Raw genomic sequence first — 26,649 nt, forward strand, 5'->3', positions numbered from 1 at the left:
CGGCGAAGAGCTATGCCTAGCCGATGAGCGATTCCGTGTAAATTGAAGAGCGGTCCCTCCCCAGCAGCGACGAATTCGACCACGGCACCTGCTTGCCGTTGGTGGCCAAGCCGATCCAGCTTCGATGCCGCGGGCCGGTCCGGCGGACGCAACATTCGGCGCTATCGGGTTGTTGCGGCAGGCGTCGAGGATCAGGAGGTCGGTGCGGACCTGATCGTATCCATGTCCATCATCGTGTCTGTCATGCCATTATCGGCCTGAAACCTGGTATCGATCGGCACCAGGTAATTGCGGCCATCGACCGGAATGCCGTGGCCCACCGCGAACTGCGACCGCGCCGCTTCGCACAGGAAGTCGCGGATCGCGGCCCGATGCGCAGCGCGTCGTTGAAAATCGGCGGTCGCGATGTCGTACTCGCCCTTGTCGTAACCGGCTGAGCCGCGGAGATTGTAGGCGGCGACACTGGGCTGCGGCCGGATCGCTTCGCTGGCGTCCGCGATCACCTGCGTGTAGTTGCCCTTCTTGTTCGAGCTGACCGCCCGCCAGAAGTAAATCGACGCCAGCTTCTCGCCGGAGAACACTTTCAGCGCGATGCTCTTGTTGCGGGCATTGATCTGCTGGTCGGTCGGCGTCGTATCGGCTGTGCAGAGCGGACCGAGTTGGTTGCGCGATTGGGTGGGCGAAGGCGCCGACCACAGCGCGGCGGCGAGCAGGGTAAGGTCAGGATCGCGCATCAGGTCCCGTTGATTGCCGGCCGCAGTGGTGGATACCGCTTTGTTGCCCCCGGCTGGACGGGTTCACGGGTAGATGTCCGGCGTTGTCGGGCTTGGGCTCGGCATTTCCCCGTTGGGCAGATGGTGGTAGGATATACCGGTCATCCGAATCTGCCCACCGGTACTTCCCAAACCCCCTTTCGGAATTTCTGGCCTGATGAAGAACGACCAGATCCTCAGCCAGATAACGGAGTTCTGCCGCCAGGCCGACATGGCGGAGAGCACGTTTGGCCGCCGGGCCGTCAATGACGGCAAGCTGGTGCACCGGCTGCGCGAGGGCAAGCGCATCACCATCGACACGCTGGATCGCATCCAGGCCTATATCGCGGCGTCCACACCGGGCGGGGTGCCGCCGCCACGCGGCCTCGAAGTGCCGCCCGAAAAGCGCGACCCCAGAGGCAATTTCCGCTTTTTCGAGAACCGCCAGAAATACCTGCTGTTCGTCCATACCTGCAGCGAAAAGCGGGTAATTGCCGAGCGGGTGGCATTGGAGCTTTCCAGCCTGCACCCGCGCCCGCCGGCGCTTCGGGTATTCGACGCCGGCGTCGGTGACGGCACGGTGCTGGCGCGGGTGATGCGCTCGATGCACGGCCGCTTTCCCCACATGCCGTTCTATATCGCCGGCAAGGAATTGAGCCTGGAGGACGTCCGCCTGACGCTCGACAAGGTGCCCGACCGACTGTTCGAGCACCCGGCGACCGTCTTCGTCCTCACCAACATGTACTACGCCGAGGCACCCTGGCTGACCCCGGCTTCGCCCTCCGCGGCCGCGGGCATGATCTGGCATGAGGTCGCCTTGCGAGGGGCCTCGTCCGGCGAATTCGAGGCCCAGATCGCCGAATTGGGTCCGTTTCTGGAACAAAACTGGCGAGCCAATATCAGCCCCAAATCGGGCATGCCGACCTATGAACGGCCCGTGGCACTGGTCGTGTACCGGGAGGACCACCGGTTCCTGCTTGATTCGATCATCCCCCGGGCGGGCCGGACCGAGGCCAATTTCGACCTTGTGATCGCTTCCCAGCCCTATCGGGCCAAATCCTCTGTGAATTTCCGCGCCAAGCGGATTATTGCGCCATTGGCCCGGAGTTTGCGGGCAGGGGGCCGTTTGATTGGAATTCACTCCCACGGGCAGGATCCGGGCCTGGAAATCATCCAGTCGGTGTGGCCGGGAGAAAATCCTTTCGCCGTGAGCCGTCATGAGCTATTGCGCGCCGTGAAATACGAGCTGGGATCGGCCGGGCGCGACCTTAACTTTAATGCCTACGCCGATAACCGTTCCATCTTCCGTTATGATATGGAAGCGCTGCCCAACGAGGTCACCGGCCAGATCGGAACCTCGACGGCCTTTGCAGCGTGGAATGCGGCGGTGTATGTCGCCCAGATCGAAGACGACCGGTTGACGGAAATGACAGAAAACAGCCGAACCCTCGATGCCACCAGGGAGGTTCTGCGCAAGCATAATGGGCTTTGGTTTTACGACGAATCCTACGTCATTTCGCGCCGTCGCGACTGACATTCCAGGAACACATTCAGAAACAAACGTCGGAGTTCGACGAAAAGAGGGGTCTGCTTGATGCGCGCGTCTTACCTGTTCACCAGCGAGTCGGTCTCGGAGGGTCATCCCGATAAGGTCTGCGACCGAATTTCCGACGAGATCGTCGACCTGTTCTACCGGGAAGGGCCGAAGGCGGGCATCGATCCCTGGCAGATCCGTGCGGCCTGTGAAACGCTTGCCACCACCAACAAGGTGGTGATCGCCGGCGAAACCCGCGGCCCCGAATCGGTCACCAATGAGCAGATCGAGAACACCGTGCGCGAGGCGATCAAGGATATCGGCTACGAGCAGGAGGGTTTTCACTGGAAGACCGCCGACATCGAAATTCTGCTGCACCCGCAGTCCGCTGACATCGCGCAGGGCGTCGACGCCAAGCAGCCCAGCAATCAGGAAGAGGGCGCGGGCGACCAGGGCATCATGTTCGGTTACGCCACCAACGAGACGCCCGACTTGATGCCGGCGCCAATCTTCTACGCCCACAAGATTTTGCGGCTGATTTCCGAAGCCCGCCACTCCGGCCGCGAGAAGGTGCTGGGTCCGGACTCCAAGAGCCAGGTCACTGTGCAGTACGAGAACGGTAAGCCGGTCGGCGTCCGCGAGATCGTGGTCTCGCACCAGCATCTGGTGGAGGATCTGACCTCCAATCAGATCCGCGACATCGTCGAGCCCTATGTGCGCGAGGCGCTGCCGAAGGAGTGGATCAACGGCAAGACCATCTGGCACATCAATCCGACCGGCAAGTTCTACATTGGCGGTCCCGATGGCGACTCCGGCCTCACCGGCCGCAAGATCATTGTCGATACCTATGGTGGCGCGGCCCCGCATGGCGGTGGCGCATTCTCCGGCAAGGATCCGACCAAGGTCGACCGTTCCGCGGCCTATGCCGCGCGCTATGTCGCCAAGAACATCGTTGCGGCCGGTCTCGCCGACCGCTGCACGCTGCAGCTTGCTTACGCGATCGGCGTGGCTCGTCCGCTGTCGATCTATATCGATACCCACGGCACCGGAAAGGTGTCGGAGGACGAACTCGAGAAGGCCGCTGCGCGGGCGATGGATTTGACGCCGCGCGGCATCCGCAGCCATCTCGATCTCAATCGGCCGATTTACGCGCGCACGGCGGCCTACGGTCATTTCGGCCGCACGCCGGACAATGAAGGCGGCTTCTCCTGGGAGAAGACCGATCTGGTCGAGCCGCTCAAGCGCGCGGTCTGATCCTTTCTTGCCTCTCCCCGCTTGCGGGGGGAGGTCGCCGCGCCTTCGCGGCGGGTGAGGGGAGTTTCCGCACACGTCGCTGTTTGGATTTCGCGGCAGCAGCCCCTCACCCATAGCCGATGCTTCGCATCGGCGTTCTGAAGCAAAGAGCGGCGGCCAAAAGGCCGCCGTTGCCTCTCCCCGCAAGAGCGGGACGAGGGAGATCAACGTCACAATGCGTGCAGCTTCGGCCTGTACGGATACGTCGCCCGAATTCATCGTGTTAGGAAAAACGACATGACCACCGCCGCTGCCAAGAAGCCCGCCTTCACCGATTACATCGTCAAGGACATCTCGCTCGCCGAGTTCGGCCGCAAGGAAATCTCGCTGGCCGAGACCGAAATGCCGGGCCTGATCGCAACGCGCGAGGAATACGGCCCGAAGCAGCCGTTGAAGGGCGCCCGCATTGCCGGCTCCCTGCACATGACAATCCAGACCGCGGTCCTGATCGAGACGCTGGCAGCACTTGGCGCCGATATCCGCTGGGTGTCCTGCAACATCTATTCGACGCAGGACCATGCGGCAGCCGCGATCGCGGCCGCCGGCATTCCGGTGTTCGCCGTGAAGGGCGAAACGCTCGCCGAATACTGGGACTACACCGCAAAGCTGTTCGACTGGCATGGCGGCGGCACGCCCAACATGATCCTCGATGACGGCGGCGATGCCACCATGCTGGTGCATGCCGGCTACCGCGCCGAGCAGGGCGACACCGCCTTCCTCGACAAGCCGACGTCGGAGGAAGAGGAAATCTTCTATGCGCTCGTCAAGCGCCTCCTGAAGGAGAAGCCGAAGGGGTACTTCGCCGAGATCGCCAGGAACATCAAAGGCGTCTCGGAGGAGACCACGACGGGCGTGCACCGCCTCTACGATATGGCGAACAAGGGCACGCTGCTGTTTCCTGCCATCAACGTCAACGACAGCGTCACCAAGTCGAAGTTCGACAACCTCTATGGCTGCCGTGAATCGCTGGTCGACGGCATCCGCCGCGGCACCGACGTGATGATGTCCGGCAAGACCGCGATGGTCGCTGGCTTCGGCGACGTCGGCAAGGGTTCGGCCGCTTCGCTGCGCCAGGCCGGCTGCCGCGTCATGGTTTCCGAAGTCGATCCGATCTGCGCGCTGCAGGCGGCGATGGAAGGCTATGAAGTCACGACGATGGAAGACGCCGCACCCCGCGCCGACATCTTCGTCACCGCGACCGGCAACAAGGACATCATCACCATCGACCACATGCGCGCGATGAAGGATCGCGCCATCGTCTGCAACATCGGCCACTTCGACAACGAGATCCAGATCGCCGGTCTCCGTAACCTGAAGTGGACCAACATCAAGCCGCAGGTCGACGAGATCGAATTCCCCGACAAGCACCGCATCATCCTGTTGTCGGAAGGCCGCCTCGTGAACCTCGGCAACGCCATGGGCCATCCGTCCTTCGTGATGTCGGCGTCGTTCACCAACCAGACGCTGGCGCAGATCGAGCTCTGGGCCAACAACAAGGACGGCAAGTACGAGAAGAAGGTCTACGTGCTGCCGAAGACGTTGGACGAGAAGGTTGCGCGCCTGCATCTCGCCAAGATCGGCGTCAAGCTGACCGAGCTGCGCAAGGACCAGGCCGACTATATCGGCGTCAAGCCGGAAGGCCCGTTCAAGTCGGATCATTACCGGTATTGATGGTCCCGACTTCGTCATTGCCGGGCTTGACCCGGCAATCCATCTTGCGAAGATGATGGATACGCGGGTCAAGCCCGCGTATGACAAGTTGTACGGGTGATGCGCCGGTGTCCGTCCTGGTCCGGCTCGCCCTCGGAGACCACGATGTCTGCAGAGCATTTCGATGTGCTTATCGTCGGCGCGGGCCTGTCCGGCATCGGCGCGGGGTATCACCTGCAGCAGAAGTGCCCGGGCAAGAGCTACGTGATCCTCGAGGGGCGCGATTGCATCGGCGGCACCTGGGACCTGTTTCGCTATCCCGGCATCCGTTCCGACTCCGACATGTATACACTCGGCTATTCGTTCCGGCCGTGGACCGAGCCGAAGGCGATCGCTGACGGGCCGCGGATCCTGAACTACGTCCGCGAGACCGCTTCCGACAACGGCATCGACAGGAAGATCCGCTTCAACCATCGCGTCAAGCGCGCGTCGTGGTCGTCGCCGGCTTCGCGCTGGACGGTGGAGGCCGAACGCATGGCAGGCGAGGGCGCAATCGAGGTCGTGAGTTTCACCTGCAATTTCCTGTTCATGTGCTCGGGCTATTACAAATACGAGGAAGGCTACACGCCCGAATTTTCCGGCACGGCTGACTTCGCCGGCCAGATCGTGCATCCGCAGAAATGGCCCGAGGATATCGACTATGCGGGCAAGCGCGTGGTGGTGATCGGCTCGGGCGCGACCGCCGTAACGCTGGTGCCGGAGATGGCGAAGACCGCGTCGCACGTCACCATGCTGCAGCGTTCGCCGACTTACGTGGTGGCACGGCCGGCGGAAGATGCGCTCGCCAACAAGCTGCGGCAGAAACTCTCGGCCAAGCTCGCCTATCATCTGATCCGCTGGCGCAACGTGCTGTTCGGCATGTATTTCTTCCAGCTCTGCCGCCGCAAGCCTGACCGCGCCAAGCAACTCATCCTCGGCGGCGTCAAGATGGCTCTGGGGCCGGAATACGACGTGGCTAAGCACTTTACGCCGCGCTACAATCCGTGGGAGCAGCGGCTGTGCCTGGTACCTGATGGCGACCTGTTCAAGTCGATCCGCGACAAGCGCGCTTCCGTTGTCACCAGTGAGATCGACACTTTCACCAAGGGCGGCATCAAGCTGAAGGATGGCAGCGAGCTTGAGGCCGACATCATCGTTACCGCCACGGGACTGAACCTGCAGGTGCTCGGCGGCCTCGAGGTCAGCGTCGACGGCCGCACGGTCGATTTTGCGCGAACGCTGAACTACAAGGGCATGATGTATTCGGACATTCCGAACATGGCCTCGGCATTCGGCTATACCAATGCGTCGTGGACGCTGAAATGCGATCTGACCTGCGAATATGTCTGCCGGCTCATCAATTACATGGACCGCAACGGCTACAGGCAATGCATGCCGCATAATGTCGATCCTGACGTCACGGAACTGCCGTCGCTGGATTTCTCGTCCGGTTATGTGCAGCGCTCGATCGCTAAACTGCCCAAACAAGGCTCGAAGCGGCCGTGGCGGCTGTATCAGAACTACGCGCTCGACATCGTCACGCTGCGCTACGGCAAGGTCGACGACGGGGTGATGCAGTATTCGTGAGCGGTCCGCGTATTCCGCAAAAGTGGACACGGTTTTGCGGTCAGAATACGCGCAGACAAACCGCGCGAGGTGCGTTCCGGCGCCCCATGCGTTATTTCGCGTATACGTGGCCGAACGCGAATCGTTCAAGGTACCCTCACGGTTAACGCCGGATTAACCGGCATCCATCTATGCTGCGTGGCTTGTGGCCCCCGACAGCACGAGGAAGCCCATGGACGCCCAGCGAATTGCCATCGATGCCATCGTGGCGCTGACCGATTGCGACCGCGAGGCGGCCGCCGCCTTCATCCGCAAGTTCTATCTCGCCGGCGTCCGCGATCCGAAGCGGCTCACGTTCAAGGGCCTGCAGGCGCTGCGGGGCTGAGGTCTCTCCTCCGTGAGGATGGATTTCGGGTTCGGCCGTCAAGCGGTTCGCCCGCAATGAAGTGGATATGGTTTTGCGTTCTCGCGACGCATTGCGCCCGAGGTTTGATCTTCGTTTGCCCTCTTCGAAATAGAGGGCGCAGGGAAGACCGGGTGCTTGCTGCACCCGCGGTCTCGCGTGCGATTTGCGCAAACAAAACTGCACACGAGCATACAGGGCAGCGGGAGCATTCCGGCCTTCCCTGCGCAATGGCTTTACGGCTTACTTCGTGCTCTCCCTGGTGAACGGCTCTTTTGCCACCATCGTTACGCAGAACTTCCGCGCAACTTAGCGCCAGCACCGCGGCGCCCGAACCACACGACTTCGCCGTACGCTCAAGCTGCACACGTCAGTCGCAGCTCGCGCGTCCATCGCATCTCACCGCACGTTCGTGACGATGGCCAACGCCCCTCATCTGCCGTGAGACGGGCGGAGTTATGCTGCTGATTTGGGTGACATGTTAAGCGGAATATTTTTGCGCGAAGGGCTGGACGACCCAAATCGCGTTGATGCATCGGATAAATTTCGTCTGAGCGCGCAGGCCATCGAGACCGCGCTCGTCCTCACTCAGCCGTGAACCCGCTTACGGACTCTTGCTACCGGAGCGCGAGCATGATGAAATGTGGTCGAAATGTAACCAAACGGAAACCAGCACGACCCCCGAATTTCCTGGGCCGCGGATCAAATCCGCGCATCACGGGTACAGGAACCGGAAAATGCTACAGCAGCTTTTCGCGCCACAGCTCGTCTTTCTCTATATCCTCTTTGCATCGACGCTCTATGTGCACTTCCGCGGCCGCGAGCGGCTCCGGATCGCGCGCCAGCTTGGCGATCATTCGACCTATCTCGCGCCCTACAACGTGCTGATGTATGCGGGCTCGGCGATTCCGAACCAGCCGGTGATCCCGGTCGAGCGCTTCCCCGAACTGGCAAAGCTCAGCGAGAACTGGGAGGCGATCCGCGAGGAGGCGGTGCGACTGTTCGACGAGGGCTTTATCCGCGCCGCCGCGAAGAACAACGACTGGGGCTTTTACTCGTTCTTCAAGAGCGGCTGGAAACGGTTTTATCTGAAATGGTATGACGACTTTCTTCCTTCCGCGCGCACCCTGTGCCCGAAGACGGTCGAACTGTTGAACTCGATCCCGACGGTGCACGGCGCGATGTTCGCCATGCTGCCGCCCGGCGGCAAGCTCGGCGCGCATCGCGATCCCTTTGCCGGCTCGCTGCGCTATCACCTCGGTCTCGTCACGCCCAATTCGGACAAATGCCGGATCCTGGTCGACGGCGTGCCATGCGTCTGGCGCGACGGCGAAGCCTTCATGTTCGACGAGACTTTTATCCACAGCGCGGAGAATGCGACCGACGTCAACCGCATCATCCTGTTCTGCGACGTCGAACGTCCCATGAAGTATGGCTTCATGACCGCGATCAACCGCTGGGTCAGCCACCACATCGTCAAGGCCTCCGCCACCCAGAACATGGAAGGCGAGCATGTCGGCGTGCTCAACAAAGTGTTCGGCAAGCTCTACGAACTTCACCTCGCCAGCCGCAAGGTCAAGGAGTGGAACCGCAAGGTCTACTACGCGCTGAAGTACAGCCTGATGGTCGGGATCGTCGCGCTGATCGTGGTGTCGGCGTTGCGATGATGCGTAGGGCGGACTAGCGATAGCGTAATGCGCCATCTTGACCAGCTACGGGTGCTGACGGTGCAACGGGCGTACGTCTAAGAGGTAGGCGGGTTACGCTTCGCTAACCCGCCCGACTTATCAAGTCGGGAGGCTGCGCATCTTCAGCCGACGACGACTTCGCTGATCTGGATGACCGGAGACTGATCGGTATAGTTCGGGATGTCGGCCATGATCTCCTTGGCATGAGGCCCAAAGCCGGTCTGGAACGCCTCGAGCGAGTCGCAGAAGATGTGACACATGCCGACATAGGTCGCGGGAGCGCCGGGCGCGCCGCCGGCGAGGCCCTTGTCGACTGTGTAGGACTTGCAGGCATCGCCCATGCGCGCCTTCACGAGCGGCATATGCTTGTCGCGGTAGTAGTCGTGATCGAAGCGCCCGCCGGGTGTATTGGGATACATTACGCTTACCTTGATCATGGACGTGCCCTCCGTTTCGACGTTCGCCGTTGGTTTCCGGCAATAGTTGAAATCTGTGTCAGTTTTGCGGATCTTGCAACCGGAAGGTGGCGGCCTTCGCGTCATCCTGCCGCCGAAGGACGTGGGCGATCATCATAGGGTGGATTACGCTTCGCTAATCGCCCAACGAAAAAGCCCCGGATCAGATCCGGGGCTTTGCACTTCGCGGAGGCTCTCAGTCGCAGATTATTCCGGCTTGCCGATCGCAACCTTCAGCGTGCCGACGCCGTCGACGCCGCACTCGATCTGGTCGCCGGGGTTGAGCTGGGAGACGCCGGCGGGCGTTCCCGTCATGATGATGTCGCCGGCGGCGAGTTTTACCTGCTGCGAGAGCTGCCAGATGATTTCCGGCACGTTCCAGATCAGCTCGGTGAGATCACCTTTTTGCGTTTCCTTGCCGTTCACCGTCAGCCAGATCTTGCCCTTGGTGGGATGGCCGATCTTCGCGGCGGGCTGAATCGCGGAACAGGGTGCGGAATAGTCGAACGACTTGCCGACTTCCCACGGCCGCTCCTTCTTGCGCGAGGCGAGCTGCAGGTCGCGGCGGGTGAGGTCGATGCCGACGGCGTAGCCATAGACATGGTCGAGCGCCTTGTCGGCGGGAATGTTGAGGCCGCCGCTCTTCATCGCGACGATCAGCTCGACCTCGTGATGCAGATCCTTGGTCAGCGGCGGGTAGGGAATGGTGGCGCCGTCGGGCACCAGCATGTCGGCATGCTTGCCGAAGAAGAACGGCGGGGCGCGCTCGTCATTGCCCATCTCGCGGATGTGCTCGAGATAATTGCGCCCGACGCACCAGATGCGGCGGACCGGATAGGTGCCCGTTTCGCCGACGACGGGAAGGGCGGGCTGCGGGGCTGCTGATATGACGTAGGAGGCTGCGTTCATGAAAAGGGTCTCGGGAGGTTACAGGTGGAAATTTCGGGAATAGCTCTACGCGGTTGCGCTGACCGGCGCCAGACTGGGGATGGGCAGTGAGGGTGGCTCAGAAGTTCTCTTCCCCGTCGCCGCGGGTCCGTCAAGAGAACTTCTGAGCCACCCTCACTGAAATCAGAAATTTTTGCGGTGTCCTTTATCGGATCCGACGCTCGCTCAAGATGCTACGATGGAGTAGGCGAGCGTCGGCTCCGGGACACTGCTGTCGCGCTGTTGCAGGCGGAAGAACGAGGCGTAGCGGCCGCCGCGCCGCAGCAAATCATCATGCTGCCCGCGCTCGACGATTTCGCCGGCCTCGACCACCAGGATCGCATCGGCGTGCATGATGGTGTGCAGGCGGTGGGCGATGACGATGGTGGTGCGGTTCCGGCAGAGATGCTCGATCGCTTCCTGCACGGCTTTTTCGGACTCGGAGTCCAGCGCCGCGGTGGCCTCGTCGAGCAGGATGATCGGCGCGTTCTTGAGCAGCGCCCGCGCGACGGCGATGCGCTGGCGCTGGCCGCCGGATAGCTGCGTGCCGTGCTCGCCGACGGGCGTGTCGTAGCCGAGCGGGAAGCCCATGATGAAGTCATGCGCGCAGGCCGCCTTGGCCGCCGCCACGATCTCGTCCTGGGTGGCGCCTTCCTTGCCGAAGGCGATGTTGGCGCCGATCGTGTCGCGGAACAGATAGACGTCCTGCCCGACATAGCCGCTCTGGGCGCGCAGCGAATGCCGCGACACGCCTGATATCTTCTGGCCGTCGATCAGGATCTCGCCGTCGTTCACTTCGTAGAGCCGCAGCAGCAGTGCGAGCACAGTGGACTTGCCGCCGCCGGACGGGCCGACCAGCGCGGTGGTCTTGCCGGGCTCGGCGACGAAGCTCATGTTCTTCAGCACCGGCTCGTCCGGCCGGTAGCGGAAATTGACGTCGCGGAACTCGACCCGCGCGTTGGAGAGTTTCAGCGCCGGCTTGTCGTTGTCGGCGGGCTCGCTCGCCGGGCTGTCGACGATCTCGAGCAGCATGCGCGCGCCGACCAACTGGCTGTTGAGGTCGATGTTGAGCCGCGCCAGGCGCTTGGCCGGTTCGGTCGCCAGCAGGAACGCGGTCATGAAGGAGAAAAACTGTCCGGGCGTGGCGCCGAGCGCGACCACGCTGTAGCCGCCATAGAGCAGGCAGCCCGCGACGGCAAAGCCGCCGAGCATTTCCATCAGCGGGTTGGAGCGATTGGAGACCCGCGCCATCTTGTTGGCGTTCTTCTCGACGATCGCGATATTCTCGTCGATGCGCCGCTGCATGGTTTGTTCCAGCGTGAACGCCTTCACGGTGCGGATGCCTTGCAGCGATTCCTGCATCACCTCGAGGATATCGGCGGTGCCGGTGAACTGGTTGTGGGCAAGGCCCTTGATGCGCTTCACCAGCTTGCGCAGGATCAGCATCGCCGGCGGCACCACCACCAGGCCGATAAACGACAGGACCGGATCCTGCGTCACCATCACGAATATCAGGCTGACCAGCAGCAGCAGGTCGCGTCCGACCGCATTGATCAACAGCGTCAGCACGTCGGTGATGGATTTTGCGCCCGACGTCAGCCGCGCCAGGAATTCGGACGAATGCCGCTCGGAATAGAATCCGATGCTCTCGCTCATCAGCTTGGCAAACAGCCGCCGCTGGTTATTGGCGAGAATGGCATTGCTGATCTTCGACAGGATCACGGTGTGGCCGTAGGCCGCCAGACCCTTGATGAACAGCAGCACCACCGTGACGCCGGAGAGGATAGCGATGCCGACGACGTTCTTGTCGATATAGGCCTGGTTGATCACCTGGCCCAGGATATAGGCCGAGCCCGCGGTGGCGCCGGCGGACACGCCCATCAGCGCGAACGCGGTCAGATAGCGCCGCCAATAGACAAAGCCCTGTTCCATGACGAGGCGGCGAATCAGGATCGCCGCGCCGTAGGGATCGTCGGTGATTTTTCGTGTCGGTTTGCTTGGAAGTTCGGTCATCCGCGTTCCATTGACGGGGCCGGTAGACCGGCGCGTCAGGGCTGCTGCGGACTAGTCCTTGCCTGCTTGGCGGGGCTTTTTCAAGCCCAATAAGCACTTGATTTCAGGCCGATTCCGCATGCTGCAGGAGGCCGCCGCGGTCGCGGAACAGCTTCTCTTCCCAGGCCAGCGCGTGGGCGGCGATGGTCTCGAGGTTGTCGTATTGCGGCGTCCAGTCCAGCGTCGCATGAATGCGGCGCGTATCGGCGACCATGGTCACGATGTCGCCGGGGCGGCGCGGCGCATAGGAAACCGCGAAATTGCGCATGGAGACCCGGCGGACGGCCTCGATGGTCTCGAGCACCGAGTAGCCGCGCCCGTAACCGCAGTTCAGCGTGATCGAGCCTCTCGCGCCGCGCAAATAGGCCAGCGCAGCGCGATGGGCCTGCGCGAGATCGCTGACATGGATGAAGTCGCGGATGCAGCTTCCGTCCGGCGTCGGATAATCCGTGCCGTACACGTCGATCTTGGCGCGCTGGCCGGTCGCGGCTTCGACCGCGATCTTGAGCAGATGCGTAGCGCCGACGGTGGCGAGGCCGCAGCGGCCCAAAGGATCGGCGCCGGCGACGTTGAAATAGCGCAGCACGACATAGTTCATGCCGTGTGCGGAGGCCACGTCATGCAGCATGATTTCCGTCATCAGCTTGGAAGAGCCGTAGGGCGATGCCGGCCGCGTCGGCGCATGCTCGGGCACCGGCACCTGGTCCGGATTGCCGTAGACGGCAGCCGTCGACGAGAAGATGAAGCGGTTGACGCCGCCCTTGACCGCGGCATTGAGCAGGCTGCGGGTCGTCATGGTGTTGTTGCGGTAATAGCCGAGCGGATCGCGCACCGAATCCGGCACCACGATGGAGCCGGCGAAATGAATGATGCTCTCGATGCCGTGCTGGGCGATCACGCCTGCGACGAGGTTTTCATCGCCGGCATCGCCAATGAACAGCGGCACGCCTTCGGGCAGGAAGGCGGAGAATCCGGTGGACAGATTGTCGATCACGACGACGCTTTCGCCGGCGTCCGCCAGCGCATGAACCATGTGACTTCCGATATAGCCGGCGCCACCGGTGACGAGCACGGTCATGGGCCACCTCTCCTGAATTGTTGGAGGCGATGCTAGCGGGGCTGCGATGAAGAGTGGGTTTCGGCGCCTGCGAACTGGCCACTATGCTTAATGTTGCGTATAGGAACTGGCCGAAAATGGAGCCGGACGTGCCGATCGAGAACAATTTGGCCAGTGATCTGCAACTGATCGTGCCGAATCTGCACAGGCGCTATTCCGGCGTCACGGCGACCAACCGGATGGTGGCGCCGAAGCTCGCCCGGATGTACCGGGCGGCATGGCTCGGACCGCACGCGCCCGACGGCATCGCGCGGATGGGTTTTGCGGATCTCCTGAAACTGCGGCGCCACGGCACGCCGCTGATCTGGCACGCGCGGCGCAATGACGAGATGATCGCAGGGCTATTGCTGCGCGCGCTCGGCTGGCCGCTGAAGCTCGTCTTCACTTCGGCAGCACAGCGGCATCACAAGCGGCTGACGCGCTGGCTGATCCGGCAGATGGATGCGGTGATCGCCACTTCAGAACTCTCGGCGTCGTTTCTCAAGCGCGAGGCAACGGTGGTGATGCATGGCGTCGATACCGATGCTTACGCACCGCCCACAGACCGCGCGGCGGCATTTGCGGAAGCCAAACTGCCGGGACGCTACGCGATCGGCTGCTTCGGCCGCGTGCGCGCGCAAAAGGGCACGGACGTGTTTGTGGCCGCGATGTGCCGGCTGTTGCCGCGCTATCCCGATTTCACCGCAATCATCGTCGGCGCGGTCGTGCCGGAGCAGCAGGGGTTTGCCAACGGTCTGAAGCAACAGATCGAGGCGGCCGGGCTGCAGTCGCGCATCGTCATCATGGGCGAGCTCGCAATCGACGAAGTGCAGCGCTGGTATCAGCGGCTGACAATCTACGCCTTCACCTCGCGCAACGAAGGCTTCGGCCTGACGCTGATCGAGGCGATGTCCGCAGGTACGGCACTGGTGGCGTCGCGCGCGGGCGCCGCCGAATTCGTGGTCGAAGAGGGCGTGACCGGCCTATTGACGCCGCCGGGCGATGTCGACGCGCTGGTCGCCGCACTGGAGCCGTTGATGCGCGATCCGGCATCGGCAATCGCGATGGGCGAGCGCGCGCGGGCGCGCGTGCTGAAAAAATTCAGCCTCGATGCAGAAGCGAACGCGATCGCCGCGGTCTATCGTGCACTATAGCGTTTTCGAGCGAAGTGGATGCCGGTTCGCGCATAGAAAACGCGTCAAAACAAAGAACAGAGCTCGGTTCTGTAAGCAGAACCGATCAGGCTCTGGGCTGAGCGACCAGCAGGCGGTGCGCCACATCGGCCACGTAGGAGGGATCGATGTCGCGCATGCAGCGGTGGTCGTTCATGGTGCAGACGGTGCGTTGGCAGGGCTGGCAGGGCAGCACGGTCTTGGTTTGAAGAACCGTCGCGGCAAGACCGTTCAGCGGCGCCCAGAGATAGGGACTGGTGGGGCCGAAAATGCCCATGGTCGGCGTGCCGATCGCGGCCGCGATGTGCATCAGCCCGGAATCGTTCGAGATGGCGACGCCGGCCGCCGCCATCGCCAGGATGCCGTTGCGCAGGTCTGACCCGGTGAGGTCGCGGACCTTGCCGCGGCCGGCGGCAACGATCTCCTGCGCCAGCGCCTTCTCGCCGGGGCCGCCGACCACCCAGACGTCGAGCCCGCGCTCGGCCAGGAGCCGTGCGGCGCCGGGGTAATAAGTCCAGCGCTTGGAGGCGCCGACGGACCCAGGGGCCAACGCCACCGCGGGCCCCGTGCCGAGGTCGTTGGCCTGCCGCCAGCGCGCGATTTCCTCCGGCGGAACTGCGAGCTGCGGCACCGGCCATTCGCCCGGCAGCGCCGCGCCCGCAGGCAGCGCCAGCGCGGCGTTCTTGTCGATGAAGCGGGGCAGGGCTTTTTCACCCCAGCGCATCCGGTTGATCAGCCCAAATCTCGCCTCGCCGAAAAAACCGACGCGCTCGGGTATCCCCGCCAGCGTGGGCGCAATCGCGGCCTTCCAGGTGCGGGGCAGGACGAGAGCGGTTCCATAGCCTCGGGCGCGCAGTTCGGCGGCCAGCCCCCACTGCTTGGCCACCGCCAGCCGACTGCGGGGCAGGTCCCAGACAATGCCCGCCCGGACACCGGGCATATAGTCGACCAGCGGTGCGCAAAGGGGGGTCACCAGGAGGTCAACCGGGCGATTCGGCCAGCGCTGCTTGAGAACACGGACGACCGTATGGCCGCGCACGAAGTCGCCGATCCACATATAGGGCACGATCAGGATCGGCCGCGTGTCCGTCGCGTCCTCGGTCCCAATCCCTATGATTGAATCTTGATTCATAAAATGAGCGGCCGGCCGATGTTCGGCCACGTCGGTAACCGGTCCGCGCCGGGAGGTAAAGCGTTCATCCCCAAGGGCTTGAGAACGCCGATTGCCTGTGGCGCGGGACTGGGGGCAAAGCTGAACCCTGCTGGGGGCAAGGACAAGGATTTCGGGATGTTGCTGGTAACCGGGGGCGCCGGTTTCATCGGATCGAACGTCGTGGCCGCGTTGAACGACGCTGGGCGCAGCGACGTCGCGGTCTGCGATATCCTTGGGTCCGACGGCAAGTGGCGGAACCTGGCCAAGCGCCAGCTCGCCGATTTTGTGCCGCCTTCCGAGCTGATGGGGTGGCTGCACGGCCGCCGGCTCGACGCCATCATCCATCTCGGCGCGATCTCCTCGACCACCGCGACCGATGGCGACCTCGTCATGGACGCCAATTTCAAGACGCCGCTGCGGCTGCTCGACTGGTGCACGGCGACCGCCACCCCGCTGATCTATGCCTCGTCGGCCGCGACCTATGGCGACGGCGAGCAGGGATTTGATGATGACGGCTCGGTCGAGGCGCTGAAGCGGCTGCGGCCGATGAACCTGTACGGCTGGAGCAAGAACCTGTTCGACATAGCGCTGGCCGAGCGCGCGGCACGCGGCGAGAAACTGCCGCCGCAATGGGCCGGATTGAAATTCTTCAACGTCTTCGGCCCCAACGAATATCACAAGGGCACGATGATGAGCGTGCTGGCGCGGCGCTTCGACGACATCAAGGCCGGGCGCCCGGTGCAATTGTTCAAGTCCCATCGGGAAGGCATTGCGGACGGCGACCAGCGCCGCGACTTCATCTATGTCGACGACGTCGTTCGCGTCACGATGTGGCTGCTGGCGACACCTCATGTCAGCGGGCTCTTCAACGTCGGCACCGGCACCGCGCGCAGCTTTCGCGACCTGATGCTGGCGGCCTATGCTGCGCTCGGCACAAAACCGAACATCCAGTATATCGACATGCCCGAAGCGATTCGCGGCAGCTATCAATACTTCACCCAGAGCGAAGTCGATCGGCTGCTGCGTGCCGGCTATAATGGCGGCTTCACGGCGCTGGAAGACGCGGTCGAGACTTACGTGAAAAATTTTCTCAATCGCACAGATCGTTTTCGCTGACGGGCTACGGATAGACAGATGTTCGATTTTGAAGCCCTGAGCCAGGCGATCCCACATCAGACCGTGCTCTGCGTCGGCGATCTCATGCTCGACGAATTCGTCTATGGCGAGGTGTCGCGCATTTCGCCGGAAGCGCCGGCGCCCGTCATCGCGGTTCAGCGTAGCGAGACCAATGTCGGCGGCGCCGGCAACGTCGCCCGCAACATCGCAGCTCTCGGCGCGCGCTGCATCTTTGCAGGCCTGGTCGGCGAGGACGAGGCGGGCGCGAAGCTGAAGACCGATCTGGCGCGGGAGAGGCTGATCGAGGCCGTGCTGGTCACGGATTCCTCCCGCCCGACGACGCGCAAGGTGCGTTTCGTCTCCGAGCATTTTTCCACCCATATGCTGCGCGCGGATTGGGAGTTGGCCGTGCCGGCCTCCGCCGATGCCGAGCAGCGGCTGATCGACGCGATTCTGCCGCAGCTCGCGCGCGCCGATATCGTGCTGCTGTCCGACTATGCCAAGGGCGTGCTGACGGCGCGCGTCATCCGCAATATCATCGATACCGCGAAAAAGCTCGGCAAGCGCGTGATCGTCGATCCGAAGAGCGCCAATTTCGCGATCTACCGCGGCGCCACGCTCTTGACGCCCAACCGCAAGGAGTTTGCGGAAGCCACCCGCAGCCGCGCCGATACCGACCTGAACATTGCCGCCGCGGCGCAGGACGCGATGGTTCTCGCCGATTGCGAGGCGATGCTGGTGACGCAGAGCGAACACGGCATGACGCTGGTGGCGCGCGGCGGCGAAGCGATCCATGTGCCGGCGTTGTCGGTCAAGGTGCGCGACGTCTCCGGCGCGGGCGACACGGTCGCCGCCGTGCTGGCGCTTTCGCTTGCGGCCGGAGCCGACTGGGAGACGGCGCTGCGGATGGCGAATGCGGCAGCCGCGGTTGCGGTCGGCAAGAAGGGCACTGCGACCGTGACGCCGGCGGAACTGCGGCGGAAAATCCTGCCGCATGCCTCGCTGGCGGCCGAAGAGAAGATCGTGCCTGCTGGCGGCGATCTCGCCGTGCATCTGGCGGAGTGGCGCCGGCAGGGCCTGCGCATCGGCTTCACCAATGGCTGCTTCGACATTTTGCATCCCGGCCACGTCAAGGTGCTGACGGCCGCGCGCGGCGCCTGCGATCGCCTGATCGTCGGGCTCAACAGCGATGCCTCGGTGAAGCGGCTGAAGGGCGAGGGGCGCCCGGTTCAGGACGAGCAGGCGCGCGCCGAGGTGCTGGCGGCGCTGGAGGCGGTCGACCTCGTCGCGATCTTCGAGGAAGACACACCGATCGACCTGATCACGCGGGTGAGGCCGAGCGTTCTGGTCAAGGGTGGCGATTACACCCGCGAGCAGGTCGTCGGCTACGAAATCGTCGAGGCTACCGGCGGCGAGGTCGTGCTCGTCGACATTCTGCCGGGCCACAGCACGACGTCGCTGGTCCGTCGCGCGCGGGGAGGCAAGGCGTGAGCGGGGGCGCGGCATTGTCGCCGATGGCCAGGGCGCTGCCGGTCTGGCGCGATCCGGCCGCCTGGATGAAGACGACCGACATCGTCGCGGTGCTGCTTGCGTTGTCGCTGCCATGGTCGACCTCGCTGGTGGGCATCCTCGGCCTGGTCCTGCTCATCACGGTTGCGCCGACGCTCGAACTGAAGGGTTTTCTGGCCGCGCTGAAGCGTCCGATTTTCGCGACGCCGATCGCTCTGTTCGTTCTGGCGCTGGTCGGAACCCTGTGGTCCGACGCCGCCTGGGGCGCGAGGCTGTATGCCGTGGGGCCGGGTGCGAAGCTCCTGGTGCTCCCGGTTCTGCTCTATCATTTCGAGCGTTCGACGCGCGGAAAGTGGGTGCTTGCGGCGTTCCTGGGCTCCTGCACGCTGTTGATGCTGATGTCCTGGGTGGTCTTTCTGCATCCTGGTTTATCGATGAAGCCAGCGGGGGACGCAGCCCGCGGCATCTTCGTCAAGAACTACATCGCCCAGAGCCAGGAATTCACGCTGTGTGCGGTCGCGCTGGCCTATCCGATCATCATGCTGCTGCGGGCAAAGCGGATCGCGTTGGCACTGCTGCTCACCGCCATCGCATTCGCCTTCTTCGTCAACATGGCTTTCCTGGTGGTGTCGCGCACGGCGCTGGTCACGGTGCCGATCATGTTTGCGGTGTTTGCGCTGCTGCATCTGAGGTGGCGCAGCATCGTCATCATCCTGTGCGTGGCGGCTGCATTCGCCGCCGTGGCCTGGCAGACGTCTCCGGCATTGCGCCGGACCGTGGAGACGTTCACCCGGGACTACCAGCTCTACAAAGAACAGAACATTGCGACATCGATCGGGCTGCGGCTTGAATTCTGGCGGAAATCGCTCAGCTTCTTTGCCGAGGCGCCGTTGATCGGCCACGGCACGGGTGCGACGCGAGGGCTGTTTGAGCGCGTCGCCACGCACGGCTCCAACCAGGCCAGCAGTGAGGTGATCGGCAATCCGCACAACCAGACGCTCAATGTCGCAGTGCAATGGGGCATTGTCGGCGTCGTTGTGCTGTACGCGATGTGGCTCTTGCACCTGCTGCTGTTTCGGGGCGACGGGCTCGCCAACTGGATCGGACTACTGGTGGTCGTGCAGAACATCTTCACCTCGCTGTTCAACTCGCACATCTTCGATTTTCACGAGGGCTGGATGTATGTGCTGGGCGTGGGCGTCGCCGGCGGCATGGCGCTACGCGCCAGATCCGAGGTCAAGGAATCTTCCGGTACAGCCCGGCTATGATCGCTGGCATGCGCGCCGGAGATAAGATATCAGCGGGCGCGGGACGCCCTTCGAACAACCATCGGTTCCGCAGCCGGCCATTGGAATGACGCCTCTTTCGCAACTGACCCGCCGCAACTATCTCATCGCAGCGCATGATGCGCTGGCGACCGCGTTTGCGCTGCTCGCAAGCTTCTATTTGCGGTTCGAGGGAAGCGAGGCCTTCTTTGCCCGCCTGCCGCTATTGCTGCGCATTCTGCCGCTCTTCGTCGTCTTCAGCGTCGTAATCTGTTACGTCTTCAACCTGACGACCACGAAATGGCGTTTCATTTCGCTCCCCGATGCGCTGAACATCCTGCGGGTGGCAAGTGTTCTGACGGTCGCGCTCATCGTGCTGGACTATACCTTCATCTTCGCGGTATCGAACGGCAAGGCGCCGGTGCTGTTCGGCCGTATCACCATCGTCCTCTACTGGTTTCTCCAGGTGTTCGCGCTGAGTGCGCTCCGTTTCGGCTATCGCTATTTCCGCTACTCGCGCGTTCGCCGCCATGCCCGGACCGAGGGGGCCTCGTCGACCCTGCTGATCGGGCGCGCCGCCGATGCGGAGGTGCTGTTGCGCGCGATCGAGAGCGGCGCGGTCAAGCAGCTTTGGCCGGTCGGCGTGCTGTCGCCGTCGGCCGCGGATCGCGGGCAGTCGATCCGCAATGTGCCGGTGCTCGGCGGCATCGACGATGTCGAGGACGTGGTGCGCGATTATGCCGGACGCGGTAAAGCGATTTCGCGGGTCGTCATGACCCCGTCGGCGTTCGAACCCGAGGCACATCCCGAGGCGGTCCTGATGCGGGCCAAGCGGCTCGGCCTGTTCGTCAGCCGCCTGCCGTCGCTTGAAAGTGGCGACGTGCCGAGGCTGACCAATGTCGCCGTCGAAGACCTGCTGCTGCGGCCGAGCGAGAAGATCGATTACGCGCGGCTCGAGATGCTGGTGAAGGGCAAGGCGGTGATCGTCACCGGCGGCGGAGGCTCGATCGGTTCGGAGATTTGCGACCGTGTCGCGACCTTCGGCGCCGCGCGGCTGTTGGTAATCGAGCATTCCGAACCGGCGCTTTACGCGGTGACGGAGGCGCTGACGGCGCGCGCCACCCAGGCGGTGATCGAGGGCCGGATCGCCGATATCCGCGATCGTGACCGGATCATGAACCTGATGCGGGAATTCAAGCCCGATATCGTGTTCCATGCCGCAGCCCTGAAGCACGTGCCGATCCTCGAGCGCGACTGGAGCGAGGGCGTCAAGACCAACATCTTCGGATCGGTCAACGTCGCCGACGCCGCGCTGGCGGCGGGCGCCGAAGCAATGGTGATGATCTCGACCGACAAGGCGATTGAGCCGGTCTCGATGCTCGGCCTGACCAAGCGCTTTGCCGAAATGTATTGCCAGGCGCTCGACCATGACCTGATGACGCAATCGGACGGCAAGCCGCATATGCGGCTGATCTCGGTGCGGTTCGGCAATGTGCTGGCCTCGAACGGATCGGTGGTGCCGAAATTCAAGGCGCAGATCGAGGCCGGCGGTCCGGTCACGGTGACGCACCCGGATATGGTCCGCTACTTCATGACGATCCGCGAAGCCTGCGATCTCGTGCTGACGGCGGCGACCCACGCGCTGACGCCGGCGCGGCCCGATGTCTCCGTCTACGTCCTCAACATGGGACAGCCGGTCAAGATCGTGGAAATGGCCGAGCGGATGATCCGCCTGTCCGGCCTCGAACCCGGAATCGATATCGAGGTAGTGTTCACCGGCGTGCGGCCGGGCGAGCGGCTGAACGAGATCCTGTTTGCGAGCCAGGAGCCGACGATGGAGATCGGGGTCGCCGGCATCATGGCGGCCAAGCCGAACGAGCCGCCGATGCAGACGTTGCGCAAATGGCTCGCGGCGCTCGACGAGGCGATTGCGCGGGATGACCGTTCCACCATCCGCGCCGTGCTCAAGGACGCCGTGCCGGAATTCGGATCGCACGCCGCCTGATCTTTTTCGCATGCTGCCTTATGCCTTTGCCGCCGCCGCGCGAGGCCGAAATCGCAGGGCGTTTCGACTTTGAGACTACCATGGCCGACTATTGCGGCCTGATCCGCGAGCTTGCGCAGAAGTAGCCGGATCAGCCGGGGGACTGCCTGCGTGAGAAGCGGTGCATCAGCAGCGCCGTGGCGATGCCGCCTGCGATGAAAAGCAGGATTGCGATGGCCGTCGACGAGGTCATGACTGAGCCGATTGCCAGCGCAGCCAGCAGGAGGTTGAGCGCGAACACCTCGCTCACCACGCGCCACACCGGAAAGCCGTTGTCGGTGGCGCGCTGATAGAAGTGGCTGCGATGCGCTGCCCAGAACGGTTCGCGCCTTGCCATCCGCTGAAATAGCGTGACGGTGGCATCGGCCAGATAATAGAGCGGCAACAATAGCGCCGCCGTCACGTGCTGATGCCAGGCGAGTTGCAGCAGACACCAGCCGGCCAGCAGGCCGACCGGCAGGCTGCCGACGTCGCCCAGAAAGATCTTCGCCACCGGTCGGTTGAAAGGCGCAAATCCGAGCATCGCCCCGAACAGCGCCGCGGCGGCGACGGTCGCGGGCACCGGAAGTTCGGCGAGCCAGCCGAGCAGAACGAGCGCGCCGGTTACCGGCACGATCTCGGCGACCGTCATCAGGTCCAGCCCGTCCATGAAGTTGACGAGGTTCACGAACCACAGCCCCGCGACGAACAGCAAGCCGCGCTCGAGCCAGAGCGGGCAGACTGGTGCGATCCGCAAGGTTTCGGGCGCGGCGAGGATCACGGCGGCGACGGCGAGCCCCTGCAGCAATAGCCGCGGCACGATCGGGATGGTTCTGACGTCATCGACAAAGCCGACGGCCGCGATGAACAGCGTCGCGCCGAATACCGCGACGGGAATCTTCATCTCCGCCGTGCCGGCCAATGCGATGACCGTGACGCCCGAGATCAGCGTGGCCGCGATCACCGCGATGCCCGCGCCTTGTGGCGTCGGAACCCGATGGGACGAGCGCGCATTTGGCCTTGCCAGCGCTATCCGAACGAGCAGCGGCCGGATCGCCCGTGTCAGGACGCCTGACAACAGCGCCGCCAGCACTGCTGCGGCAAACGACAGCAATAGTTGCGAATGGGCCATTCTACCTGCGCGGAAAGTTGCTCGAAGATTATTTGGGGACCTCGATGGCCGCCGTGCCCTGCGCGGCTTTCTCGGCGCTCAATATCCAGACCAGCCCGCCGATCGCGCCGACGATGAAGGATACCGCCCCGTAGAGCAGGGAGATGTTGACGCCCTCGCTGGCCATCAGGCCGGCATAGCCGAACGCCAGCCCCATGGTGGCCTCGCGGACGCCCCAGCCGGCGATCGATATCGGCAGCATGGTGATCAGCATCACCGGCGGGATGAGCTGGAAGATCTGGCCGAACAGCACGGGGGCTGCGATCGACTGCACCACGCACCAGGCGATCACGACTGCGAGCACGTGCACGAGCAACGACAGCACTGCGACTTTCGGGCCGTGGGCGCGGCCGAACAGCACGCGATTGGCGATCACCGAACAGGCGTGGATGTGATGGGTGCCCCACCAGTGCTTCAGCCACGGCCATTGCAGCCGGCCGAGCAGCAGAAATCCGAGGCCGCCGGCGAGCGCTGCGAAATCGACGAACAGCAGCGCCGACCTGCCGTTGGGATCGGTGATCAGGCGGTAGCTCCAGGGCAGGCTCGCGACGATGACCACCGCGAGTGCGATCAGGCCGATGGCGCGGTCGACGAAGATGGAATAGGTCGCAGCCCGCCAGCCGTGACCGCTGCGAGCCACCAGCCACAGCCTGACCGCATCGCCGCCGATTGAGGACGGCAACGTCTGGTTGAAGAAGGTTCCGATCACGTTGAAGCGCATCGCCTGCCGGATCGGCAGCGGCGCGCCGCACTCCGCGCTGATCTCGCGCCATCGCAGCACGCCGATGAATATCTGCAGGAAGGTCACGGCAATCGCCGCGCCGATCCAGCCCAGGCTGGAAACGTCGATGCGGGCGACGAGGTCGGCAAGATCGACCTTGCGCAGCGAGAAATACAAAAGCGCCGCCGAGACCAGTATCTTCAACGTCGAAAGCAGGATACGGCGCATCTCGCCCGTGCTGGGTTTGAGAAGGGGGGTGCAAAAAACGATGCAATTCGGCGCCTTGGTATGGTTTTCGGGCCGATCTGGCAATAGCGGGGACGCTAGGTGTTGCGGCGACCTCGGCAACGCGGGTAAAGAGGGCCGGACAGACATTTCAGCCTTTGAGCGGTACCGAGGACGGGCTTGCCGATTTGTCGCCTGGTATTGTGACTACTAAAGGATTTGAGAGGCCGATGAACCGACGAATTATCCCCCTGATCATGTGCGGCGGCGCGGGAACGCGGCTGTGGCCGGCCTCGCGCGAGGTTCACCCCAAGCAGTTCCTGTCCCTGTTCGGGGCGCGTTCGACGTTCCAGGACACGCTGTTGCGGGTTTCCGATGCTGGTCTGTTCGAACGGCCCGTCATCATCACCAACAACGCCTATCGCTTCATGGTGCTCGAGCAACTGGCGGAGATCGGGCTCGAGGCCGACGTGCTGCTCGAGCCGATGCGGCGCGATTCCGGTCCCGCGATCGCGGCCGGCGCCGCGTTTGCCGAAACGCGCGACAAGGATGCGATCGTGCTGGCGCTCGCCGCCGATCACGTGGTTTCCGACACGCCTGCGTTCCTCGCCGCCTGCCGCGAGGGGCTGGCTGCGGCGGAAGCCGGGCACATCGTGACGTTTGGCGTGCAGCCCGAACGCGCCGCCACCGAATATGGCTACATCAATCCCGGCGAGGTTATTTCGGGCAAGGTCCGCGCGGTCGCGAAGTTTGTCGAGAAGCCGGATCCGGCAACGGCTGCGGGTTATGTCGAGGCCGGCTATCTCTGGAACAGCGGCAACTTCATGTTCCGCGCCGCCGTGTTGTCGGATGAATATCGCAAGGTCGATGCGGATAGCGTCCAGGCCGTGACCGATGCGGTGGCCAAGGCGGGCGCCGACCTCGGTTTCGTCAAGCTCGACGAGGCGGCGTTCGGATCGGCGAAGTCGATCTCGATCGATTATGCTGTGATGGAAAAGACCGCGCGCGCCGCCGTCGTGCCGGTCGCGTGCGGCTGGTCCGATGTCGGCTCCTGGCATGCGGTGTGGGAATTGTCCGGCAAGGATGGCGAGGGCAACGCGGCGCGCGGAACCGCGGTGTTCGAGAATTCCCGCAATTGCAACGTATCGACCGACCGCGCGCTGGTCGCGCTCGAAGGCGTCGACGACCTCGTGGTGGTCGCCACCCAGGACGCCGTGCTGGTCTCCAGGCAGGAGGACGCCAACGGGCTGAAGCGGCTGGTCGCGAAGCTGAAGACGGTCGCCCCGCAGGTGACGGAAGATCACATCAGGGTGCACCGGCCCTGGGGGTCCTATCAGTCGGTCGACAATGGCGACCGTCATCAGGTCAAGCGCATCATCGTCAAGCCGGGCGGGCGGCTGTCGCTGCAGAAGCACCATCACCGCGCCGAGCACTGGATCGTGGTGCGGGGAACGGCGCAGGTCACCGTCAACGAGCTGGTCAAGACCGTGCACGAGAACGAATCGATCTATATCCCGATCGGCGCGGTGCACCGGCTGGAGAATCCCGGCAAGATCCAGCTCGAACTGATCGAGGTCCAGACCGGCAGCTATTTCGGCGAGGATGACATCATCCGCATCGAGGACGACTACAAGCGCAGTTGAGCGAACCGTGGTTTTACCGCCCCCGGCGGCTGTAATTCTTTGAATCAAAACGTGTCCGGAAACGGTCAATGACGTTCGCCACATCTGTGACGGCGTGCTAGAGAACCACCGGGGACGTTACCGGCGCAGAGTCTGCTTGGGGTCGACAAATCATGAGTTTCAAAGTGTCCGCATCTGACGCGAAGAGCGATGCACCACGCGGCTTGCGCGTCGGGGTGGTCGGCGCGGGCGTGATGGGCAGCAACCATGCCCGCGTGCTGGCCGGTCTGCCTGGGGTGACGCTGGTCGGCATCGTCGATCCGTTGCCGGAACACCGCGCGCGCGCCACCGCGCTCGCCGGCTGCCGCGCGTTCGCTACCCTCGAAGAGATCTTCGACGAAGGCGTCGACGCCATCACGATCGCGGCGCCGACCCATCTCCATCACGAGATTGCGCTGGCCTGCATCGCGCGCAACATCCACCTCCTGGTCGAGAAGCCGGTCGCCTCGACGGTGGAGGAGGGGCAGGACATCGTCAACGCCGCGCGCAGCGCCGGCGTGACGCTGATGGTCGGCCATGTCGAGCGCTTCAATCCGGCGGTCGCCGCGATCAAGCAGGCGATCTCGGGCGAGGATATTCTTTCGATCGGCATCACCCGCGTCGGGCCTTTCCCGCCGCGGATGTCCAATGTCGGCGTCGTGATCGATCTGGCCGTGCACGATATCGACCTGATCCGCTGGTTCACCGAGTCCGACATCGTCGAGGTGCAGCCGCAGCTTTCCAGCGCGGTCGCCGAGCGCGAAGATATCGCGCTCTTGCAGTTCCGGACCGCCTCGGGCGTACTTGCCCACATCAACACCAACTGGCTGACGCCGTTCAAGGCGCGCAGCGTCACGGTCGCGACGCGCGGCAAATATGTGATGGGCGATCTCCTGACGCGGCAGGTGACCGAGTGCTTCGGCTTCAAGCCCGACGGCAGCTATTCGATGCGGCATCTGCCGGTCGGCCATGACGAACCGCTGCGTGCCGAACTGATCGCCTTCCTCGATGCCGTTCGGACCGGCAATGTGCCGGCGGTTTCCGGCGACGAGGGTGTCGCCAGTCTCGAAATCGCGATCCGCTGTCTCGAGCAGCCCGCCAAGCCCGCGGCGTCGGCCGCGCGCAAGGGCCCGCGCCGCATCGCCGGCTGAACTCTCTCAAAGTCCGATCCCAGCAAG

20 protein-coding genes and 1 pseudogene are annotated in these 26,649 nt (G+C 63.6%); 13 read left to right on the forward strand and 8 right to left on the reverse strand.

The window, feature by feature from the left end:
- Positions 1-352 precede the first annotated feature (352 nt).
- Positions 353-734 (reverse strand): annotated as a pseudogene (locus tag V1288_RS21310) (tetratricopeptide repeat protein); the annotation flags it as partial.
- A 196-nt stretch (positions 735-930) separates the two neighbouring features.
- Here V1288_RS21310 and V1288_RS21315 point away from each other — a divergent pair.
- The 6 genes from V1288_RS21315 (at position 931) to V1288_RS21340 (ending at position 8,904) form a co-directional block, all read left to right on the forward strand.
- On the forward strand, positions 931-2,286 hold the full coding sequence (locus V1288_RS21315; protein WP_334358914.1) for a hypothetical protein: 1,356 nt from the start codon (positions 931-933) through the stop codon (positions 2,284-2,286).
- A gap of 60 nt (positions 2,287-2,346) precedes the next feature.
- Positions 2,347-3,540 (forward strand): methionine adenosyltransferase, encoded by a 1,194-nt coding sequence (metK, locus tag V1288_RS21320; protein ID WP_334358915.1) that lies wholly within the window; start codon positions 2,347-2,349, stop codon positions 3,538-3,540.
- Positions 3,541-3,816: 276 nt separating this feature from the next.
- Entirely contained in the window at positions 3,817-5,250 is a 1,434-nt protein-coding gene (ahcY, locus tag V1288_RS21325) for an adenosylhomocysteinase (protein WP_334358916.1), read from the forward strand.
- A 144-nt stretch (positions 5,251-5,394) separates the two neighbouring features.
- A complete protein-coding gene (locus V1288_RS21330; protein WP_334358917.1) occupies positions 5,395-6,855 on the forward strand; it encodes a flavin-containing monooxygenase in 1,461 nt (486 codons plus the stop codon).
- A gap of 211 nt (positions 6,856-7,066) precedes the next feature.
- Positions 7,067-7,219: a hypothetical protein gene (locus V1288_RS21335; protein WP_300942159.1), complete on the forward strand. Its 153-nt coding sequence runs from the start codon at positions 7,067-7,069 to the stop codon at positions 7,217-7,219.
- Positions 7,220-7,974: 755 nt separating this feature from the next.
- Positions 7,975-8,904 (forward strand): aspartyl/asparaginyl beta-hydroxylase domain-containing protein, encoded by a 930-nt coding sequence (locus V1288_RS21340; RefSeq protein WP_334358918.1) that lies wholly within the window; start codon positions 7,975-7,977, stop codon positions 8,902-8,904.
- Positions 8,905-9,047: 143 nt separating this feature from the next.
- On the opposite strand, the gene V1288_RS21345 is transcribed toward V1288_RS21340, so the two are convergent.
- From V1288_RS21345 to galE, 4 genes are all read right to left on the reverse strand, one after another.
- Positions 9,048-9,362, reverse strand: coding sequence for an EthD family reductase (locus tag V1288_RS21345; RefSeq protein WP_334358919.1), 315 nt, complete (start codon positions 9,360-9,362; stop codon positions 9,048-9,050).
- 225 nt (positions 9,363-9,587) lie between these two features.
- Positions 9,588-10,289: a fumarylacetoacetate hydrolase family protein gene (locus V1288_RS21350; protein ID WP_334358920.1), complete on the reverse strand. Its 702-nt coding sequence runs from the start codon at positions 10,287-10,289 to the stop codon at positions 9,588-9,590.
- A gap of 204 nt (positions 10,290-10,493) precedes the next feature.
- Positions 10,494-12,320 carry an ABC transporter ATP-binding protein gene (locus V1288_RS21355; protein ID WP_334358921.1) on the reverse strand — a complete coding sequence of 609 codons (1,827 nt, stop codon included), beginning with the start codon at positions 12,318-12,320 and terminating at the stop codon, positions 10,494-10,496.
- Positions 12,321-12,423: 103 nt separating this feature from the next.
- Complete coding sequence (galE, locus tag V1288_RS21360; protein ID WP_334358922.1) at positions 12,424-13,437, reverse strand: UDP-glucose 4-epimerase GalE; 1,014 nt, start codon at positions 13,435-13,437, stop codon at positions 12,424-12,426.
- A 116-nt stretch (positions 13,438-13,553) separates the two neighbouring features.
- Between galE and V1288_RS21365 the strand changes: the two genes are divergently transcribed.
- Positions 13,554-14,609, forward strand: coding sequence for a glycosyltransferase family 4 protein (locus V1288_RS21365; RefSeq protein WP_334358923.1), 1,056 nt, complete (start codon positions 13,554-13,556; stop codon positions 14,607-14,609).
- Positions 14,610-14,694: 85 nt separating this feature from the next.
- Here the strand turns inward: V1288_RS21365 and waaF are convergent, their stop codons facing one another.
- Positions 14,695-15,759 carry a lipopolysaccharide heptosyltransferase II gene (gene waaF, locus V1288_RS21370; protein ID WP_334358924.1) on the reverse strand — a complete coding sequence of 355 codons (1,065 nt, stop codon included), beginning with the start codon at positions 15,757-15,759 and terminating at the stop codon, positions 14,695-14,697.
- A gap of 156 nt (positions 15,760-15,915) precedes the next feature.
- On the opposite strand from waaF, the gene rfaD reads away from it, so the two are divergent.
- The 4 genes from rfaD (at position 15,916) to V1288_RS21390 (ending at position 21,675) form a co-directional block, all read left to right on the forward strand.
- Positions 15,916-16,896, forward strand: coding sequence for an ADP-glyceromanno-heptose 6-epimerase (rfaD, locus tag V1288_RS21375; protein ID WP_334361365.1), 981 nt, complete (start codon positions 15,916-15,918; stop codon positions 16,894-16,896).
- Positions 16,897-16,914: 18 nt separating this feature from the next.
- Positions 16,915-18,387, forward strand: a complete 1,473-nt coding sequence (gene rfaE1, locus V1288_RS21380) for a D-glycero-beta-D-manno-heptose-7-phosphate kinase (RefSeq protein ID WP_334358925.1) — start codon at positions 16,915-16,917, stop codon at positions 18,385-18,387.
- A 23-nt stretch (positions 18,388-18,410) separates the two neighbouring features.
- A complete protein-coding gene (locus tag V1288_RS21385) occupies positions 18,411-19,673 on the forward strand; it encodes an O-antigen ligase family protein (RefSeq protein ID WP_334361366.1) in 1,263 nt (420 codons plus the stop codon).
- An 85-nt stretch (positions 19,674-19,758) separates the two neighbouring features.
- The gene (locus V1288_RS21390) at positions 19,759-21,675 is read left to right on the forward strand and encodes an SDR family NAD(P)-dependent oxidoreductase (RefSeq protein WP_334358926.1); all 1,917 of its coding nucleotides are present in this window, start codon (positions 19,759-19,761) and stop codon (positions 21,673-21,675) included.
- 130 nt (positions 21,676-21,805) lie between these two features.
- On the opposite strand, the gene V1288_RS21395 is transcribed toward V1288_RS21390, so the two are convergent.
- The gene (locus V1288_RS21395; protein ID WP_334358927.1) at positions 21,806-22,825 is read right to left on the reverse strand and encodes an MraY family glycosyltransferase; all 1,020 of its coding nucleotides are present in this window, start codon (positions 22,823-22,825) and stop codon (positions 21,806-21,808) included.
- 28 nt (positions 22,826-22,853) lie between these two features.
- Positions 22,854-23,813 (reverse strand): lysylphosphatidylglycerol synthase transmembrane domain-containing protein, encoded by a 960-nt coding sequence (locus V1288_RS21400; RefSeq protein WP_334358928.1) that lies wholly within the window; start codon positions 23,811-23,813, stop codon positions 22,854-22,856.
- Between the two features lie 227 nt (positions 23,814-24,040).
- Between V1288_RS21400 and V1288_RS21405 the strand changes: the two genes are divergently transcribed.
- Positions 24,041-25,453, forward strand: coding sequence for a mannose-1-phosphate guanylyltransferase/mannose-6-phosphate isomerase (locus tag V1288_RS21405; RefSeq protein ID WP_334358929.1), 1,413 nt, complete (start codon positions 24,041-24,043; stop codon positions 25,451-25,453).
- Between the two features lie 152 nt (positions 25,454-25,605).
- Positions 25,606-26,622: a Gfo/Idh/MocA family oxidoreductase gene (locus tag V1288_RS21410; RefSeq protein ID WP_334358930.1), complete on the forward strand. Its 1,017-nt coding sequence runs from the start codon at positions 25,606-25,608 to the stop codon at positions 26,620-26,622.
- Positions 26,623-26,649 lie beyond the last annotated feature (27 nt).

The organism is Bradyrhizobium sp. AZCC 2176 (assembly GCF_036924645.1).
In the GTDB taxonomy this organism is placed as follows: domain Bacteria; phylum Pseudomonadota; class Alphaproteobacteria; order Rhizobiales; family Xanthobacteraceae; genus Bradyrhizobium.